A 17,530-nucleotide genomic window follows, 5' to 3' on the forward strand; every position below is an offset into this window, starting at 1 on the left:
TGTCATGGGTAGGCGTGGCTTTCGGTACTGGCTGCAGCAGCTTCATCTCTGGATCGGTCTGATCCTCCTGCTGCCGCTGGTGATGATGGGGATCACCGGCGCCGTCCTGGTCTACGCCCACGATATCGAGCACCTGCTGGGACAGGGCGAGCCCTCGGTCACCGCCGCCGGCCAGTGGCGATCGCCCGCCGAGCTGATTGCCGCCGCGCGCGCCGCCTCGCCCGACCCGACGCGGATCCCGATCGCCGTGCGCTGGCCCATCGAGGTCGGCGAGCCGGCAGCGGTCCGCCTGTCGCGGCCCGGCATGGCGGCGCAGTTCCGCGGCGCCGGCGGCCCGCCGCGCGAGGGACAGGCGCGCGAAGGCCAGCCACGCGGCGAAGGGCAGCGCGGCGACGGCCAGCGCGGGGGCGGGCAGGCGCAGGGCCGGGTGCCGACGCAGAGCCCGTTCGCCGGCAGCCTGCAGCTCCTGATCGACCCCGTCTCGCTCAAGGTGCTCGACACCCAGCAGGCGATGTCGGGCTGGGTCCGCTTCTTCCACGACCTGCACGGTCATCTCTTCATCCGGGGCGGACTGGGACGCGAGCTGGTCGGCTGGCTGGGCGTCGCCCTGCTGGTTCTCGGCTGCTCGGGCCTCTACCTCTGGTGGCCGCGGCCCGGTCAGTGGAAGGCCGCCTTCACCGTGCGCCGCAAGGCCCGCGGGCAGCGCTTCCATCGCGAGCTGCACGGTGCCGTCGGCATCTGGAGCCTGCTGCTGTTCATGCTGGTGAACTTCACCGGCGTCTATCTCGCCTTTCCCCAGCAGATATCGGCGGCGGTCAACGCCGTCTGGCCGGGCCGCGACATGCGGGCGGCGATGTTCCAGGCGCGTGTCGAGCCGGTGCGCGGCGCCGTGCCCATGGACGTGGACGAGGCGGTGGCGCTGGCGCTCTCGCGTGTGCCCGACGCGCGCTTCCTCAACGCTATCCTGGCGACCCGGCCCGACCAGGCGATGCGCATCGGCCTGATCCGCGAGGGCCATGCCGAGGGCGCGCCGATCGTCACGGTGCTGGTCGATCCCTTCCGCCGGCAGGTGATCGACGTCTTCGACCCGCAGACCATGGGCACGGGCGAGCGCATCATCGCCTGGCAGCGGGCGCTGCACTACGGCTCGGGGCTGGGCGGCGTCTACCGCTTCCTGGTTTTCGTGTCGGGCGTGATCATTCCGATCTTCGCCGTCACCGGCTTCATGATGTGGTGGATCAAGCGGCGCACCCGCCTCGCCGGCGAGCGCGCCAAGGCGGCGATCCAGGCGGCGGCCGCGGCCCGCGCGGCCGAGTGAGTCAGCCCGGCCTGAGGTCGTAGAGCGTGAGCTCCCGGCGCGGATCGGCCGGGAGCGAGCGCCACAGCGCGGGATCGACGGGCTTGCCGTGGGCGCGCACCCAGCGCTCGAAGGCCCGCGTGCGGCGGTTGGCGGCCAGCACGGCGAAGCGCACCTCGCCGCGGTGCACCGCCTCGGCGAAGGCCTCGACGCTGATCACCGGATCGCGGCCCAGGAAGCCGCCGAACGCCATGACCGGCTGGCCGGTTCGCACGATCACCGGCGCGGCCAGCAGCGCGTCGGGCGTGGCCAGCAGGAAGCGCGCGCGGCCGCGATGCTCCTTCAGGTAGGCCTGCAGCCTGGGATCATCGGTGAGGGCGGAGTAGGTGCGCGACAGGAGCGGGCCGCGGCCGTCGTCGCGGCCGAGCCAGCGCGGCAGGCTGGCCGAGGGCAGGGTGAGATTGCCCGGCGAGAAGAGGGCGCTGAGCGCCCAGGCCAACGGCAGCACCAGCAACGCCGCTCCGCCGATCGCCGCCGCCGGCCGCCGGCGGCGCACCGCGGCCGCGGCGGCGCCCAGCAGGGCGATGGCGGGGAAGCCCATCCAGACCGACTCCCAGCCGAGCGACGCGCCGGCGACCGCTGCCTGCAGCGTCGCCGTGGCGGCGATGCCGGCCGCGAGCAGGGCGGTGCCGCGGCGCCACAGGTCGGCGGCGCCGATGCCGGCCAGCGCTGCGAGCGGCGGCGCCAGCGTCGCGAGGTAGTAGGCGTGGAAGATGCCGCCGGCCAGGCTGTAGACGGCGGCATAGGTCACCGCCCAGACGCCCCACAGGGCGACCAGCGCCGGCCGTCGACGCCAGCCCAGGAGAACGCCCGCAGCGGCGAGAGGCAGCGCCCAGGCGAACTGGGTCGCGAGGGTGGGATGGGCGAGCCGCAGCGGTCCGACCGGAACGGCATCGTAGGCCTCGACCTGGCGGACCCGTCCGGTCGGGGCGGCCGACTGGGCGGTGAGTGGGGCGGTGGTTGGGTTGGCGGGCGGCCTGAAGCGCTCGAGCCCGTTGTGCCCGACGATCAGCTCGAGCATGGAATTGCCGTGGCTGCTGCCGGCATAGGGGCGGCTGTCGGCCGGCGTGAGATCGAAGGCCACGGCCCAGGCGAGCGACAGCACGACGAGCACCGCACCCGCGCCGGCCATCCAGGCGAGGCGCTGCCGCCAGGAAAGATCGGTGGCGAGCAGCCACGCGGCGAGCAGCGCCGGCCCGCCGACCAGTGCCGCCAGCATCTTGGTGTTGAAGGCGAGCGCCAGCACCGCCATGGCCGCCACCAGCGAGAGCCCGCGTCCCCGCAGCGCCAGCGCCGCCGCCAGCAGCAGGAACAGGATCAGCCAGGAATCGGCGTTGTTCGACCGGTCGATCGCCACCGAGATCGGCGAGATGGCCAGCAGCAGGGCGGCGACGATCGCGGCGCGTGCGCCCGCCGGCCGCACCAGCGCGTAGAGAAGGGCGACGGCGGCAATGCCTGCCAGCGCCTGCGGCAGGTGCAGCTCCCAGCCGCCATAGCCCAGCACGCCGGCAAAGGCGGCCTGGATCCAGAAGGCGACCGGGGGCTTGTCGAGGGAGACGAAGCCGGCGGGGTCGAAGGCATTGTAGAAGAACAGCCAGGCGCCCTGCAGCATGCTGCGCACGCCGGCGGCGTAGTAGACGGTGCCGAAGCCGTTGTCCTCCAGCCGCGCCAGCCGCAGCAGGGCGGCCAGCAGCAGCACGCCGCCGAGTGCCGCCCATTCGATCCGCCGCCAGGTCCGCCGGTCCGCCATTGCCGCTCCCCCGGAAGGGCTTACGCGGGAAAGGGCAGCCTCATCCCGCGCCGCGGCTCATTGTGGCTCAGGGCAGCGGCGCCTTGAAGACGAAGAAGGCGCCGAGGCAGATCAGGGCGAACCCCACCAGGTGGTTGAGGGTGAAGCGCTCGCCGAGATAGAGGACCGAGAAGACGGCGAAGACGGTGAGGGTGATCACCTCCTGCATCGTCTTGAGCTCGGCGGCCGAATAGGCCGCGTGGCCCCAGCGGTTGGCCGGGACGGCGAAGCAGTATTCCACGAAGGCGATCCCCCAGCTCGCCACGATCACGATCCACAGCGGCCGATCGGTGAACTTCAGATGACCGTACCAGGCGAAGGTCATGAAGACGTTGGAGATCAGCAGCAGGACGACGGGCGCGACGGCCGGGGGCAGCCAGGTCATGTAGGGTGTCTACTCCACTTTGATGCCGAGCTTCTTGATGAGCGGCACGACGCGCCGCTCCTCCTTGTCGAGCATCGCCGCCAGCTCCTGCGGCGTGCTCGGCCGCGCCTCGGCCGTGAGGTCGGCGAAGCGCTTGACGACCGCCGGATCGGTCAGCGTCGTGACCATCGCGGCGTTCAGCTTTGCCAGCACCTCGGGGGGCAGGTTGGCCGGGGCGTAGAGGCCGGTGAAGGTGCTGAAGGTGAAATCCTCCAGGCCCTTCACGCCCGACTCCTTCATGGTCGGCACGTCGGGAAGCTGCGGTACGCGCTTGGCCGAGGACACCGCGATCGCCCGCATCTTGCCCGACTTGATGTGGGCGATGGCGGCGTTGAGCTGGTCGACCTGGGCCGAAACCTGCCCGCCGATCACGTCGGCATGGGCCTGGCCGCTGCCCTTGTAGTGGATCAGCGTGTAGCGCGTGCCGGTGGCCTCGCCGATCAGCTCGATCGCGAGATGGTTGGTCGTGCCGACGCCGGAATCGGCGACCGCGAACTTGCCGTCGCGGCCGAGCGCGATGAAGTCGGCCATGGTCTTGATCGGCGAGTTCGGCGTCACCACCAGCACGGCCGGCACTTCCTGGATGTGGCTGACCGGCTGGAAGGCCGTCTTCCAGTCGTAGGGCGCGTTGCCGTAGATGGCGGGCACGGAGACCAGGGAGTTGGCCGAGACCAGCAGCGAATAGCCGTCGGGCGCCGACCGGGCGATGGCGTCGGAGCCGATCATGCCGGACGCGCCGGCCTTGTTCTCGACCAGCACGGTGACGCCCAGCACGTCCTTCAGCTTGTCGGCGACGATGCGCGCCGTGACGTCGATGTTACCGCCCGGCGCATAGGGCGCCATGATGCGGATGGGCTTGTCGGGGAACTTTTCCGCCGTCTGGGCGGTGGCCGGCGCGATGCCGGCGACGAGAACCGAAAGGGCGACGAGCCCTGACTTGATACGCATGTTTCCTCCCATTGAACGGCGGCGAGCCTATCGCACTCGCCGTCCGCAACAACAGGCGAAGCCCCAACTTCACTCCATCTGAACCGCTGTGCGAGCAGAACGGGCCATCACGCCGCTTCGCGAAAGATCAGGCGAGGCCCGACGGTCGATGCGTGGCCCACGGCCGGGCCGCTTCGAGGAGCGCGCCCAGCCGCAGCACGTCGGTCTCGTGGCCCCAGCGCCCGACGATCTGCACGGAGGTGGGCAGTCCGTCGCCACCGAAGCCCGACGGGACGGCGAGGGCGGGATGGCCGGTGAGGTTGAAAGGGTACTGGTACGAGGTCCAGCCCTGGCGGGTGATGCCGCACTTCACGCCCTCGACCACGACCTCGTCGTTGGCGGCATCGTGTCCGACCTCGAGCGCCGTGCGCGAGTTCGTGGGCGTGACCAGGAAGTCGTAGCGCTCGAACAGTGACTGGATGCGGCGGAACAGCCCCGTGCGTGCGAACTGCGCGTTGCGGAAGTCGGCCAGCGTGAACTGCGCGCCGCGCTCCATGAAGGCGAGCGTGACGGGATCCATCTGGTTCTGCCACTTGGGCAGGAACTGGGCGCAGAACACCGCGAAGTTGGCCTGGTAGAGGACGCGGCCCTCGTACTCGATCCAGTCGATCGCCTCGCCGACCTCCTCGACCGCGGCGCCCATGTCCTGCCAGGCGGCGAGGGAGTCGCGCGTGTTCGCCCGGACGTCGCCCGCGATCCGCGGATTGGCGGTGAGCTCGATGTAGCCGATGCGGATGCCGGACAGGTCCGCGCCGGCGAGGGCGGGCGAGAGCGGATGCTGGATCCCGCCCGACAGGGTCCACGGATCCTTCTCGCTCGGCCCCTTCAGCACGCCGTGCATGACGGCAGCGTCGGTGACCGTGCGGGCGAGCGGACCGGCATAGACGTTGTTGCCGAAGGCGTCGCGGGTCGTGTCGGCCGGCACCGCGCCCAGGGTCGCCTTCAACCCGACCAGGCCCGAGCAGGAGGCGGGCCCGCGGATCGAGCCGGCGCCGTCGGTGCCGAGCGACAGCGGGCCGAGGCCGGCCGCGACGGCGGCCGCGCCGCCGCCGCTCGAGCCGCCCGGCGTGCGCTCGAGGTTCCACGGATTGCGGGTGATGCCGAACGCGGGCCCGTCGGTCAGGCCCTTGACGCCGAACTCCGGCGTCGTCGCCTTGGCGAAGACGATGGCGCCCGCCGCGCGCAGGCGCTTGACCAGCACGTCGTCGGCCGCGGCCGGCGGATTGTCCTCGAAGATCGCGGAGCCGTGGCGCGTCGGCACGCCCTCGACGTCGACCAGGTCCTTCACGCTCACCGGCACGCCGTGCAGCGGCCCCAGCGGCGCGCCCTTCATCACGGCCTCCTCGGCCGCCCGGGCATCGCGCCGCGCCGCCTCGGGCATCAGCTCGCGAAAGCAGTTCAGCCGGGCATTGGCCTTGTCGGCGGCGGCCAGGACGGCATCGACATACTCGACAGGCGAAAGCTTGCGGGCGCGGATGAGGGCGGCGGCTTTGACAGCCGGAGTGAACAACAGATCGTCGGACATGGCCGCACCATAGAGCACAAGCCGCTCGGCTGTAATCGGCCGAGCGGCTCGCTCGCTGAAACAACCAACATCGTGTCGCGCGCATTTCGCTCTGACTGAGCCGTGCGCGGTTCGGCCAGACCGACATCGCTCCAGGCGATCCTCGACAGGCTTTGCCACCTGCGCTACGCCGCGCCGGGATGTTCTCGCTGCCGATCCTTGGCGCGCTCGCCGTCGTTGCCGTCGTCACCTCCTTCGTCTCGGGCATCTTCGGCATGGCGGGCGGGATGCTGCTGATCGGCTTTCTGCTGGTGCTGCTGCCGGTGCCGGTCGCCATGGTGTTTCACGGCGTCATCCAGATCGCGGCCAACGGCTGGCGGGCCTGGCTGTGGCGGCGCCACGTGAACTGGAAGGTCGTTCTGCAGTTCGGCGCCGGGGCGGCCACCTCGCTGCTGCTCTTCTCCAGCGTCGACTTCGTGCCGGACAAGGCGATGGTGCTGATGGCGGTCGGCCTGATGCCCTTCATCGCCCTGGCGATGCCGCACCGCATCGCGCCCAACATCGAGCGTCGCGGCCAGGCCTTCCTGGCCGGCGCGATCGGGGGCGCCATCCAGCTCGTCTCCGGCGTCACTGGGCCGCTGCTCGACATCTTCTACGTGCGCACCGGCATGACGCGGCAGGTCAACGTCTCGACCAAGGCCGCGGCGCAGGTGCTGGGCCATCTCACCAAGGTGATCTATTTCGGCGCCCTGATCGCCGACCCGGCCGGCCGCGACCTCGAACAGTGGCTGGTCATGGCCTATGCTGCGGGGTTCGCCATCGTCGGCACCACCTTGTCGCGCAGCTTCCTCGACCGTATGTCGGACAGGCAGTTCTACCACTGGACGCGCCGCGTGATCCTCCTGCTGGGCGCGGTCTATGTTGGGCAGGGAATCTGGCTGATGGTGACGCGATGAGCGACGGCGACAGGGTCGACGTGAAGGCCGAGGTGCGGGCGCTGCTCGACCGGCTGCCGGACGACTGTTCCTATGCCGACGTGCAGCGCGGCATCGCCGTGCTGATGTGGCCCAAGCAGGGCGACGGCAGCCTGGCGCCGCCCAGGCGCCTCGAGCCGGAAGAGGTGAAGCGCCGCCTGCGCGAATGGCTGAAATCGGAGTCGGAGAAGGACAGATGAAGGACCGCGTCTCGATCGACCTCAAGGACGGCGTCGCCGACGTCCGGCTGATCCGTGCCGACAAGATGAACGCGCTCGACCCGGCGATGTTCGAGGGCATCCTGGCCGCCGGCGCCGAGCTGGCGGCGATGAAGGGCCTGCGCTGCGTCGTGCTGTCGGGCGAGGGCAAGGCCTTCTGCGCCGGGCTCGACATGGGCAGCTTCGCCGCCATGAAGCAGGACGGCGACGCCGTGCCCGGCGTGCGCGACCTGACCGCCCGCACCCACGGCATCGCCAACCGGCCGCAGCAATGCGCCTGGCAGTGGCGCACCCTGCCGGTGCCGGTGATCGCCGCCGTGCACGGCGTGGCCTTCGGCGGCGGTTTCCAGATCGCGCTGGGCGCCGACCTGCGCTACGCGACGGCCGACACGCGCTTCTCGGTGATGGAGATCAAGTGGGGCCTGGTGCCCGACCTCGCCGGCACGCAGCTCATGCGCCACCTGGCGCGCGAGGACGTGGTGCGCGAGCTGACCTACACCGGTCGCATCTTCGATGGCGCCGAGGCGCATCAGCTCGGCTTCGTGACCCGCGTCGTCGACGATCCGCGCGCCGCCGCGCTCGAGACGGCGCGCGAGATCGCGGCCAGGAGCCCCGATGCGATCCGCGCGGCCAAGCGCATCCTGAACGACGCGGTCGCCGTCGATGCCGCCACCGGCCTGATGGCCGAATCGATGGAGCAGCAGAAGCTGATCGGCTCGCCCAACCAGCTCGAGGCCATCATGTCCAACCTCCAGAAGCGCGCCGCGAACTTCAGGGACTGACGCCATGACCAACCGCCAATGGCTCTACGCCAAGCCGCCGCAGGGCAAGATCGGGCCCGACACCTTCCAGTGGACGGAGACGGCGATCCCGGTGCCGGCCGAGGGCGAGGCGCTGGTGCGCACGCGCATGCTGTCGCTCGATCCGGCCAACCGCGCCTGGATGATGGGCAAGACCTATCGCGATGCGCTGGAGCCCGGCCAGGTGATGAGCGGCTTCGCCATCGGCGAGGTGGTCGAATCGAAGACCGGCGGCCTCAAGCCCGGCGACATCGTCGAGGGCGACTGGGGCTGGCAGGACTATGCCGCGCTGCCGGCGCGCCGCCTGGCCAGGCGAACCATCGAGGCGCCGCTGGAGCTGCTGATCGGCCCGCTCAGCATCACCGGCCTCACCGCCTATTTCGGCCTGCTGCACGTCGGCCAGCCGCGACCCGGCGACACGGTGCTGGTATCGGCGGCGGCCGGCGCGGTCGGGACGATGGTGGGCCAGATCGCCCGGCTGGCCGGCTGCCGCGTGGTCGGCACCGCCGGTGGCCAGGACAAGTGCGACTGGCTGGTGCGCGAGCTCGGCTTCGACGCGGCGATCGACTACAAGGCGGGCGGCGTGTTCCGCGCGCTACGGGCCGCTTGTCCCCAAGGAGTCGACGTCTACTTCGACAATACCGGCGGGCCGGTGCTCGACGCCGCGCTGTCGCTGATGAACCTGCGCGGCCGCATCGCCTGCTGCGGCAACGTCTCGCAATACGACGTCGAGAAGCCGGCGCCGGGCCCCATGGCGGTGCCGGGCCTGGTGGTGACCAAGCGGCTGCGTATGGAAGGCTTCATCGTCATGGACTTCTTCGACCAGCGCGCCGAAGCCGAAGCGCGGCTCGCGCGCTGGGTCGCCGACGGGAAGATCAAGGCGATCGTCGATGTCGTGGACGGGCTCGACAAGGCGCCGCAGGCGCTGATCGGCCTGTTCGAGGGGCGCAACCGCGGCAAGATGGCGGTGCGGGTCCGGTAGCGCGTCAGGCGCCGCCCGGTTCTCCGCCGAGCAGCCGCCCGATGTACGCCGCCAGGCCGGGTTCGCGATACGACGGGCCGCGCCAGCCGATGTAGCCGTCGGGGCGCACCAGGAAGGCCGCCTCCGGGGCGCCGAACGCCGTCTCGAACGACCGCTCGGCGTCGCGGTACGACGCCACCGCGGGTTCGTCGGCGACGTCGTGCGGGGAGATCGCGACGATCCTCAGCGGCAGCTTGCATTCCTCGCGCACCTGTCGGGCGAAGGCGGAGAGGTCGGCGCCATCGAGTCGGGCCTGGTGAACGAGAAGCACGTGCTCGACGCCGCGCAGGACATCGAACAATCGCATCGGAAAGCCGACGCCGGTGCGGCGCAGGCCGACGGAGTCCGGAGCCCGGTCGCCCGCCTTCGGGCCGGCGGCGTCGCTGGCGCCATCGTCGCGCACCCAGCCGGTCCCTCGATAGGACACCAGGAGCTGCGTGTTGGCCAAGCGGTCCGACGCGTGGCCTTTCTCGCGGCCGTAACCCTCGCTTGCGGCGCGCGTGCGGGCGACGACCTCGGCGCCGACCGGACGCCGCTCGGCTTCGTAGCTGTCCAAGAGATCGCCGGAGGCCGTCCCGTCGAGGACCAGCTTCAGCTTCCAGGCGAGGTTGTACGCATCCTGTATGCCGGTGTTCATGCCCTGGCCGCCGGTCGGTGGGTGGATGTGCGCGGCGTCTCCGGCGATGAAGACGCCCCCCCGGCGATAGGCTGTGGCGAGTCGCATGCTGATGCGAAACATCGAAGACCATCGCAGGTCCGTGAGACGAGGCTTCGGTGTAACGAGATCGTCGGCGATCACCTGGAGATCGGCGAGCCCGGGACCGCGCGCTTCCGACTGGATTCCGTGGTCGCTCCCGCCGTCGGATGCGAGGGCCGGCGGTGCCAGCGTCGAGACCCGGTAACGGCCGGGCTCCGGCAGCGGTATGGCGACGAACAGGTCGGGTGGGCCACCGTCCACCGGCCGTACCGCCCGTAGCGCCATGCCGCGAGGCAGGTCCCAGTCGATATGAACGTCGCCCAGCATGAACATCATCGGAAAGGCTTCACCCTCGAAGCCGATTGCCAGCGCGTGCCGCACGGCGCTGTGCGCCCCATCGCATCCCACGACATGGCGGAAGCGCGCCTGTTCCGTCACCCCGTCCTTCTCGAGACGGACGACGACGCCGTTCGCATCCTGCTCCAGGGCCTGAAACGTCGTGCCGCGTTCGACCGCGACACCGAAGCGACCGAGATGACGCGTCAGCAGCCGCTCGGTCTCGTATTGCGGCAGGCCCAGTTCCGAGTAGGGCAGGTCGGACAGGTCGAGCCGTGCGTCGGCGACCGGATGTCCGTCGATCACCGACCGCAGGCCGTCGATCCACAGGCCGGCATCGATCATGTCTCGGACGATGCCCATGTCGTCCCAGACCTCGAGGGTTCGCGGGGTGACGCCGATCGCCCGGCAATAGGGCGACGGGGCGGCCAGGCGGTCGACGATGCGGCAGCTCACGCCGTGACGCGCGAGCTCCGCCGCCATGGTCAGGCCGACCGGCCCTGCTCCAACGACCAATACATCTGCCATGGCGGTTGCTCTTGTCCCTCGAACAGAGGGCGACGATGGAACAGGAACGCTACTTCCCGACGAACACCGGCTTGCGCTTCTCGACGAAGGCGCGGACCGCCTCCTTGTGGTCCTCGGTGCGGGAGGCCTGGACCAGCCGTTCGGACTCGCGATGCAGCGCCGTCGCGTAGTCGATGTGCAGCGCGTCGTCGAGATTGTCCTTCATGTTGCGCAGCGCGATGCGCGGACCGTTGGCCAGCGACTTCGCGAACTCGAAGGCATCGTCCTGCAGCCGCTCGTCGGCGACGACCCGGTTGACCAGACCGATGCGCTCGCAGCGTTCGGCATCGACGCGCTCGGCCGTGAACATCAGCTCGCGCGCCCGCGCCGACCCGATCGTGCGGGTGAGCAGCCAGGCAATGCCGTAGTCGCCGGACAGGCCGACCTTGGCGTAGCCGGTGCTGACGAAGGCCGACTTCGCCGCGATGCGGATGTCGCAGGCGAGCGCGATGGCGAGGCCGGCGCCGGCAGCGGCGCCCGGCAGGGCGGCGATGGTGGGCTTGCGCAGGCCGACCAGCGCGCCGGTGAGCGCCGCCTGGCGCCAGCGCAGGTCGGCCAGCCGCTCCTCGAAGCTCATCTGGCCGCGCGGGCCGCGGCCGCCCATGCCCTTGACGTCGCCGCCGCTGCAGAAGGCGGTGCCCGCGCCCGTGATCAGCAGCGCGCCCACGTCGGGATCCTCGCCGCGCGCGCGGATCTGGTTGCGCAGGGCCGGCGTCAGCTTGTCCGACATGGCGTTGCGCGCCTCGGGACGGTTCAGCGTGATCAGCGCCACACCGTCGCGGACGGTGCACAAAAGTTCGGTTGTGCCGGTGTCGATTTCCATGGAGCCTCCGTGCCATGACATTCCCGGTCACCGAACACACCGTCAAGACGAACCGCCACACGACGGGCTATCTGGCCTGCGGAGCGGAAGAGGGACCGCTGCTGGTGTTCTGCCACGGCTGGCCCGAGCTCTCGCTGTCGTGGCGGCACCAGCTTCCGGCACTGGCGGCGCTGGGCTTCCGCTGCGTCGCGCCCGACATGCGCGGCTACGGCCGCTCCAGCACCTACACGCGCCACGAGGATTTCGCGCTGGAGCCGATCGTCGAGGACATGCTGGAACTGTTGGGCGCTCTCGGCCGCGACAGGGCGGTCTGGATCGGCCACGACTGGGGCAGCCCGGTCGTCTGGGCCATCGCCGCCCATCACGCCGCCCGGACGGAAGGCGTGGCGAGCCTCTGCGTTCCTTATCTTTCCGCCGGCTTCACGCTGGAGAACATCGTCGCCCTGGTCGACCGGAAGACGTATCCCGAGGCCGAGTTCCCGGTCGGCCAGTGGGACTACCAGGTCTTCTACGAGGAGAATTTCGAGCAGGCGCGGCGCGGCTTCGAGGCGAACATCCGCAACACGGTGAAGGCGCTGTTCCGCAAGGGCGACCCGAATTCCGCGGGCAAGCCCAGCCGCACCGCCTTTGCCCGCCGGAACGGCGGCATGGCCGGGCCCGGCGGATTTCCCGACGTGCCGCGCGATCCCGCCGTCATCACCGAGCAGGACCTCGACGCCTATACCGCGGCGCTGACGCGCAACGGCTTCTTTGGCCCGGATTCCTGGTACATGAATCACAAGGCGAACGGCGCCTATGCGAAACGCGCGCCCGGGGGCGGGAAGCTCGCGATGCCGGTCCTCTTCCTGCACGGCGCCTACGATGTCACTTGCGAGACCATGACGTCGCGGCTGGCCGAGCCGATGCGCGCCGACTGTGCGAACCTCACCGAGGTCGTGGTCCCGTCCGGCCACTGGATGGCCCAGGAACGGCCGGTAGCGGTGAACGCCGCGCTCGCGAAGTGGCTGGCGACGAAGCTGCCGGACTACTGGCCCGACGGGCGGAAGGTCTAGACATGCGCATCCTGTCGAAGGTCGTGTTTGGCGGCGTCGCCTGCGTCGTCCTGGCTGCCGCGGCGATGGCCCAGCAGGCCAAGCCGGCCGCCGCGCCGCCCGCCTCGCCGCCGGCCAGCCAGCGGCCGCTGCCGACGCTCAACATCACCGTGCCGCAGCGCGACCGCGATGCTGCGCTGGCCTACTACCGCGACGAGGCGGCGGCCGGTCGCTGCCCGGCGCCGCTGGTGCGTTCTGGCAAGAGCTGCGGCGCGCCGCCGGCAGGCTCGCGCGCCTGGAAGATGGACCAGCCGCTGCCCGAGGGCGTGAAGGCCGAGGCGCCGCCGCCGGCACTGATCGGCAAGCTCGCTGCCTCGCCGGCCGGCTACCAGTATGCCCGGATCGGCACCGACATCGTGATCATCGGCGTCGGCACGCGGGCGGTGGCCGCGCTCGTCGTCGACCTCAGCAAGATGTAGGCGCGGGCCGGGGCGCGCGCCGCGGAGATGCGGTGACGCGATCGGAGCGCGGACCTCCAGGTCCGCTCGGGATCATGATGCGGACCTGGAGGTCCGCGCTCCAATGAGGCGCCACTTGCGGCGGAGGTTACTCCGCCTGAATTGGCGCGCACCCGGCAGCTCACCGGCCCTTGAGGCGGCGCCACGCCGCGAAGGCGCGGCGTCCCTGCTCGCCGCTCGGGATGTGCAGCCCGTAGACGCCGCCGCCGGCATCGACCTGCTCGGCGATGAAAGCCTCCCAGGCCGCCGCCTCGGCGACCTCCTCGGCGAGCTCCTCCGCGAGGGCGGCCGGAACCACGACCAGTCCAGCCGAATCGCCGACCACGACGGCCCCGTCGTCGATCGCGAGCGGCCTCGGCGCCGCACCGGCCGGCCGATGAAAGGCCGGCAGCCCGCTTTGCGCGAGCTCGCGGGCGGTACGCAGCGGCGCGCCGCAGACCAGGCCGGCGACCTGCCGGCGCGCCAGCAGGGCGAGGCCCGGGACCGGCGGCGCGGCCAGCACCAGCACGCTGCCCGGCGGACAGGCGGTCGGCGAGTGGCTGGCCGGCCCGACCAGCACGTCCTGGACGGGCGAGACGGGGCGCAGGCCGGCGAGCGAGGGCGCCCGGCGCTGGCCGCGCTGCGCCAGCGCCGCCGCGATCCGGGCGCTGCCTGCCGCGGCGAGCCTGTCGCGCGTCGCCTTCGCCAGCGCCACGCCGCTCAGCCCCGTCGCAAGGCCTTGCGGCGCTCCAGGCTCTCGGCCGACCAGGTCGTGCGCATGTCGTAGAACTCCGGCACCGCCGGCGTGCCCGCGGGCAGCACGACCCAGGGCTGCTTGGACTGGGTGAAGATGTGGATGTCGGGCGGCAGCGCGTCGGGATCGTCGAGCGATCCGACGCGCACGAAGCGCGCGGCGTCGCCGGCGCCGGCATAGTTGCTCCACACCGCGACGCGGCAGGTCGGGCAGCGCCAGATCTTCTGGCCCTTGCCGCTCTGCGACGGCGTCACGACCAGCTCGGGTTCGCCCGCCAGCAGCTCGACGCGGTCGGCCTCGATCATGGCGTTCAGCGCGAAGGCGGTGCCGGTCTCGCGCTGGCACCAGCGGCAATGGCAGCAATGGACGATCATCGGCTTGCCGGTCATCCGATAGCGGATCTGGCGGCAGGTGCAGCCGCCCTCGCGGCTTTCGGTGTCGCTGGTCACGAGATGATTCTCCCCGCTAAGGTCCCACGCCTCAGATAGCATCGCGGAAGGGGGAGAGAAATGGCCGGACGTCTGAAGGGCAAGGTCGCGGTGGTGACCGGCGCGGCGCCGCGCGGCGAGGGTGTCGGCAACGGCATGGCGACCGCGATCCTGTTCGCGCGCGAGGGCGCCAAGGTGGTGCTGGTCAACCGCAGTGCCGAGCGCGCCGAGACGCTCGCCCGCCAGATTCGCGACGAGGGCGGCGAGGCGGCGGTGTTCGCGGGCGACGTCGCCCAGGCCGAGGCTGCCGAGGGAATGGCCGACTTCGCGGTGAAGACCTACGGCCGCCTCGACATCCTGCACAACAATGTCGGCATCGGCGCGCCGGGTACGCCGGAGACCGTGAAACTCGCCGACTGGAACCGCGTGCTCGAGGCCAACCTCACCACGACCATGCTCTGCACCAAGTACTGCCTGCCGAAGATGAAGGCGGGCGGCGGCGGATCGATCATCATGGTGTCGTCGATCGCGGGCGCCGTCGGTCTGATGGGCAGCCCGGGCGCCGTCGCCTACGCGACGGCCAAGGCGGGCCTGCACGGCTTCACCCAGTCGGTGGCGGCCGACTACGCCACCGAGAACATCCGCGCCAACTGCATCATCGTGGGCTCCGTCCACACGCCGATGGTCGCCCATCTCGGCGCCGAGGCGCGCGAGCGCCGCAAGAAGATGGTGCCGATGCAGACGGAGGGCACGGCATGGGATATCGCCCATGGCGCAGTCTATCTCGCGTCCGACGAATCGCGCTGGGTCACCGGCATCCTGCTGCCGATCGACGGCGGGCTCGTCTCGCTGCGCGCCTGGCCAAGGTAAGTCCCGCCTCCCCAACTTCGTTGGGGAGGAACGCGTTATGCGTTGCTCCGCCGGTCGTGGTGCCAGGTGTAGAGGCCGCTCGCGACCACGATCGCCGCCCCCAGGATCGTCCAGCCGTCGGGTACGTCGCCGAACACCACGGCGCCCAGTAGCGCCGCCCACACCAGCAGCGTGTAGCTGTAGGGCTGCACCGCGCCCGCTTCGGCGTAGTCGAGCGCCTTGATCAGCGCGTAATGGGCGATGGCGCCGATGAAGGCGATGATCACCATCAGCACCCACGCCACAGGGGTCGGCCATTGCCAGTCGATCGGGCCGACGAAGGTGGTGACGATCAGCGCCACCAGCACCGACCAGATCAGCGAGGTATCCGCCGAATCGCTGCGTGCCGCGAGGCGCGTCATGACCTGGTAGCCGGCCCACATCACGGCGCCGACCAGCGGCAGCAGCACCGGCCAGTCGAGCGCGCGCAGTCCCGGTCGGATGATCATCATGACGCCGACGAAGCCCGCGACGACGGCCAGCCAGCGCGCCGGCCCGGCCCGCTCGCCGAGAAAGGCCACGCCGAGCGCGATCACGATCAGCGGCGAGGTGGCGGCGATGGCGTGGGTGTCGGCCAGCGGCAGGTAGCGGAAGGCAAGCACGAACATGCCGCCCTCGACCACGGCGACCAGCGAGCGCACGATCTGCAAACCCGGCCGCCTCGTTTTCAACGCATTACGCAGGCCCTGGCGGCGCACGATGAACCAGGCGAACAGGAAGACCAGGATGTAGCGGATCCACATCATCTGGCCGACGGCATAGTCGGCCACCAGGAACTTGCTGATCGCGTCCATGACGGCGAAGCACAGCATCGCCAGCATGGTGAGGAGAGCACCCAGCGCGTTGTTGCGCGCTGTCACTCCGCCGCGGCCCGCCGCGCCGGCGGCCGGAAGGCCGGGATGACGCGCTCGGCGAACAGCCTGAGGCTCTTCATCGTCCTCTCGCGCCCGTAGTAGGGCGGGTAGTGCAGCAGCAGCGAGGTCATGCCGGTCCTGGCCTGCATCTCGCGCAGGCGCGCGATCACCGTCTCGGCCGAGCCGTGCAGCAGGGTGGAGGCGAGGTCGTCGTACTTGATCGCAGCGCCCTTCTCCGACACCGAGCCGAGATAGCCGCCGGTGCCCGAGCCGCCGAAATGGGCGATGTGGCGCACGATCGCCTCCTCGGTCTCGGCCCGCGCCTCGGCGTCGGTGTCGGCGATGTAGACCCAGCGCGCGATGTCGATGTGGCCCGCCGCCGGGTTCTGGCGGCGCTCCGCCGACGCCTTGGCGAGCTCGCGCTTGTAGAGCGCGGTCTGGGCCGCCAGCGTCTCGATGCCGGGCAGCGTCGAAAGCATCAGGCCGAAGCCGTTGCGGCCCGAGTAGCCGATCGAGCGCTCGGTGCCGCCCGCCATGTAGAGCGGCGGATGCGGCATCTGCACGGGATGCGGCAGCATCTCGTAGGGCTCCTTCACGGTGCCGCTGTAGTACTTGCCTTTGTGGTCCCAGCGATGGCGGTGCCAGGCATCGAACATCAGGCCGATCGATTCCTCGACGATGTCGCGGCGGTTCTCGAAGTCGCGGCCGAGCCCCTCGAATTCGTAGGGCCGGTAGCCCGAGCCGACGCCCAGCCGGACGCGGCCGTTCGACAGGATGTCGACGAACGACGTGTTCTCGACGACGCGGATCGGGTCGTAGAGCGGCAGGGTGATGACGGCGGCGCCGATCCGGATGCGGCTCGTCTTCGCCGCGAGGTAGGCCATGTAGGCGAAGCAGTCCGGCATGATGCCGTAGCTGGTGGCGAAGTGGTGCTCGGCGATCCAGGCCGTGTCGTAGCCCAGCCGCTCGGCCTCGAGTACCTCCTCGGTGGTCCGCGCATGCACCTCGCGGTGGGGGTAGGGCTCTTCCTGGGGGTTGGGATGCGACGTGAAAAGGATGCCGAATTCCATGTTTCCTCGCCTTTTTGGTGGTGTTCGATGTTGTGCGATCCTAGGGCGGCAGCCATGCGCGGGCCAGCGATTGACCCCACTCTGCGGAAGGATACGCTCCGGCAAAACAAGCCCGGAGGATCGCCATGGCATTCGACCTCGTCGTCAGGAACGGCATGATCGTCGATGGGTCCGGACTCGCGCGCTATCGCGCCGATGTCGGCGTCAAGGACGGCAGGATCGCCGAGATCGGCCGCCTCGACGGCGTCGCCGCCAAGGAGACGATCGGACGCCGAGGGCCGCGTCGTGGCGCCGGGCTTCGTCGACGGCCACACCCACATGGACGCGCAGATCTTCTGGGATCCGATCGGCACCAGCTCGTGCTTCCAGGGCGTCACCACGGTGCTGATGGGCAATTGCGGATTCACGCTGGCGCCCTGCCGCGAGGCCGAGGCGGACCTCGTGTTCCGCAACCTCGAGCGGGCCGAGGACATCAGCCGCGCCGCCATGC

At 70.6% G+C, this 17,530-nt stretch carries 19 protein-coding genes and 1 pseudogene; 10 read left to right on the forward strand and 10 right to left on the reverse strand.

What is annotated here, in order from left to right; genetic code table 11:
* Window positions 1-4 precede the first annotated feature (4 nt).
* A complete protein-coding gene (locus ACO073_RS00310; protein WP_421994084.1) occupies window positions 5-1,318 on the forward strand; it encodes a PepSY-associated TM helix domain-containing protein in 1,314 nt (437 codons plus the stop codon).
* A gap of 1 nt (window position 1,319) precedes the next feature.
* Here the strand turns inward: ACO073_RS00310 and ACO073_RS00315 are convergent, their stop codons facing one another.
* The 4 genes from ACO073_RS00315 to ACO073_RS00330 all read right to left on the reverse strand — a co-directional run bounded on the left by ACO073_RS00315 (window position 1,320) and on the right by ACO073_RS00330 (window position 6,082).
* Window positions 1,320-3,107 carry a glycosyltransferase family 39 protein gene (locus ACO073_RS00315; RefSeq protein WP_421994086.1) on the reverse strand — a complete coding sequence of 596 codons (1,788 nt, stop codon included), beginning with the start codon at window positions 3,105-3,107 and terminating at the stop codon, window positions 1,320-1,322.
* Between the two features lie 67 nt (window positions 3,108-3,174).
* Window positions 3,175-3,531, reverse strand: coding sequence for a DMT family protein (locus ACO073_RS00320; protein WP_421994088.1), 357 nt, complete (start codon window positions 3,529-3,531; stop codon window positions 3,175-3,177).
* 9 nt (window positions 3,532-3,540) lie between these two features.
* Window positions 3,541-4,518: a Bug family tripartite tricarboxylate transporter substrate binding protein gene (locus ACO073_RS00325; protein WP_421994090.1), complete on the reverse strand. Its 978-nt coding sequence runs from the start codon at window positions 4,516-4,518 to the stop codon at window positions 3,541-3,543.
* A gap of 127 nt (window positions 4,519-4,645) precedes the next feature.
* On the reverse strand, window positions 4,646-6,082 hold the full coding sequence (locus tag ACO073_RS00330; RefSeq protein ID WP_421994092.1) for an amidase: 1,437 nt from the start codon (window positions 6,080-6,082) through the stop codon (window positions 4,646-4,648).
* Window positions 6,083-6,261: 179 nt separating this feature from the next.
* Between ACO073_RS00330 and ACO073_RS00335 the strand changes: the two genes are divergently transcribed.
* Genes ACO073_RS00335 through ACO073_RS00350 form a run of 4 tightly spaced genes read left to right on the forward strand, consistent with a single transcriptional unit; the run spans window position 6,262 to window position 9,035 of the window.
* Window positions 6,262-7,017: a TSUP family transporter gene (locus tag ACO073_RS00335; RefSeq protein ID WP_421994094.1), complete on the forward strand. Its 756-nt coding sequence runs from the start codon at window positions 6,262-6,264 to the stop codon at window positions 7,015-7,017.
* A complete protein-coding gene (locus ACO073_RS00340) occupies window positions 7,014-7,235 on the forward strand; it encodes a hypothetical protein (RefSeq protein WP_421994096.1) in 222 nt (73 codons plus the stop codon). Before ACO073_RS00335 ends, ACO073_RS00340 begins: the two co-directional genes overlap by 4 nt.
* On the forward strand, window positions 7,232-8,035 hold the full coding sequence (locus ACO073_RS00345) for a crotonase/enoyl-CoA hydratase family protein (RefSeq protein WP_421994098.1): 804 nt from the start codon (window positions 7,232-7,234) through the stop codon (window positions 8,033-8,035). The genes ACO073_RS00340 and ACO073_RS00345 overlap by 4 nt, the downstream gene beginning before the upstream one ends.
* A gap of 4 nt (window positions 8,036-8,039) precedes the next feature.
* Window positions 8,040-9,035: an NADP-dependent oxidoreductase gene (locus tag ACO073_RS00350; protein ID WP_421994100.1), complete on the forward strand. Its 996-nt coding sequence runs from the start codon at window positions 8,040-8,042 to the stop codon at window positions 9,033-9,035.
* A 4-nt stretch (window positions 9,036-9,039) separates the two neighbouring features.
* Here ACO073_RS00350 and ACO073_RS00355 read toward each other — a convergent pair whose 3' ends face one another.
* Complete coding sequence (locus ACO073_RS00355) at window positions 9,040-10,635, reverse strand: FAD-dependent monooxygenase (protein WP_421994102.1); 1,596 nt, start codon at window positions 10,633-10,635, stop codon at window positions 9,040-9,042.
* 49 nt (window positions 10,636-10,684) lie between these two features.
* Window positions 10,685-11,497 (reverse strand): enoyl-CoA hydratase-related protein, encoded by an 813-nt coding sequence (locus ACO073_RS00360; RefSeq protein ID WP_421994104.1) that lies wholly within the window; start codon window positions 11,495-11,497, stop codon window positions 10,685-10,687.
* Between the two features lie 14 nt (window positions 11,498-11,511).
* On the opposite strand from ACO073_RS00360, the gene ACO073_RS00365 reads away from it, so the two are divergent.
* Together ACO073_RS00365 and ACO073_RS00370 are read left to right on the forward strand one after the other, a co-directional pair.
* Window positions 11,512-12,549 carry an alpha/beta fold hydrolase gene (locus ACO073_RS00365; protein ID WP_421994106.1) on the forward strand — a complete coding sequence of 346 codons (1,038 nt, stop codon included), beginning with the start codon at window positions 11,512-11,514 and terminating at the stop codon, window positions 12,547-12,549.
* Window positions 12,550-12,551: 2 nt separating this feature from the next.
* Window positions 12,552-13,007, forward strand: a complete 456-nt coding sequence (locus ACO073_RS00370; RefSeq protein WP_421994108.1) for a hypothetical protein — start codon at window positions 12,552-12,554, stop codon at window positions 13,005-13,007.
* 160 nt (window positions 13,008-13,167) lie between these two features.
* On the opposite strand, the gene ACO073_RS00375 is transcribed toward ACO073_RS00370, so the two are convergent.
* Both ACO073_RS00375 and ACO073_RS00380 read right to left on the reverse strand, forming a co-directional pair.
* Complete coding sequence (locus ACO073_RS00375) at window positions 13,168-13,740, reverse strand: hypothetical protein (RefSeq protein ID WP_421994110.1); 573 nt, start codon at window positions 13,738-13,740, stop codon at window positions 13,168-13,170.
* A 5-nt stretch (window positions 13,741-13,745) separates the two neighbouring features.
* The gene (locus ACO073_RS00380) at window positions 13,746-14,228 is read right to left on the reverse strand and encodes a GFA family protein (protein ID WP_421994112.1); all 483 of its coding nucleotides are present in this window, start codon (window positions 14,226-14,228) and stop codon (window positions 13,746-13,748) included.
* A 60-nt stretch (window positions 14,229-14,288) separates the two neighbouring features.
* On the opposite strand from ACO073_RS00380, the gene ACO073_RS00385 reads away from it, so the two are divergent.
* Window positions 14,289-15,077 (forward strand): SDR family NAD(P)-dependent oxidoreductase, encoded by a 789-nt coding sequence (locus tag ACO073_RS00385; RefSeq protein WP_421994114.1) that lies wholly within the window; start codon window positions 14,289-14,291, stop codon window positions 15,075-15,077.
* Window positions 15,078-15,112: 35 nt separating this feature from the next.
* Here the strand turns inward: ACO073_RS00385 and ACO073_RS00390 are convergent, their stop codons facing one another.
* Window positions 15,113-15,976 carry a DMT family transporter gene (locus tag ACO073_RS00390; protein ID WP_421994116.1) on the reverse strand — a complete coding sequence of 288 codons (864 nt, stop codon included), beginning with the start codon at window positions 15,974-15,976 and terminating at the stop codon, window positions 15,113-15,115.
* Window positions 15,973-17,040: an LLM class flavin-dependent oxidoreductase gene (locus ACO073_RS00395; RefSeq protein WP_421994118.1), complete on the reverse strand. Its 1,068-nt coding sequence runs from the start codon at window positions 17,038-17,040 to the stop codon at window positions 15,973-15,975. The genes ACO073_RS00390 and ACO073_RS00395 overlap by 4 nt, the downstream gene beginning before the upstream one ends.
* Before the next feature lie 119 nt (window positions 17,041-17,159).
* Between ACO073_RS00395 and ACO073_RS00400 the strand changes: the two are divergent.
* Both ACO073_RS00400 and ACO073_RS00405 read left to right on the forward strand, forming a co-directional pair.
* Window positions 17,160-17,264, forward strand: a pseudogene (locus tag ACO073_RS00400) (hypothetical protein); the annotation flags it as partial.
* A gap of 61 nt (window positions 17,265-17,325) precedes the next feature.
* A partial coding sequence (locus ACO073_RS00405) for an amidohydrolase family protein (protein WP_421994120.1) occupies window positions 17,326-17,530 on the forward strand: 205 nt, incomplete at its 3' end.

Origin of the sequence: Reyranella sp., assembly GCF_965229815.1 — a bacterium.
Taxonomy (GTDB): domain Bacteria; phylum Pseudomonadota; class Alphaproteobacteria; order Reyranellales; family Reyranellaceae; genus Reyranella.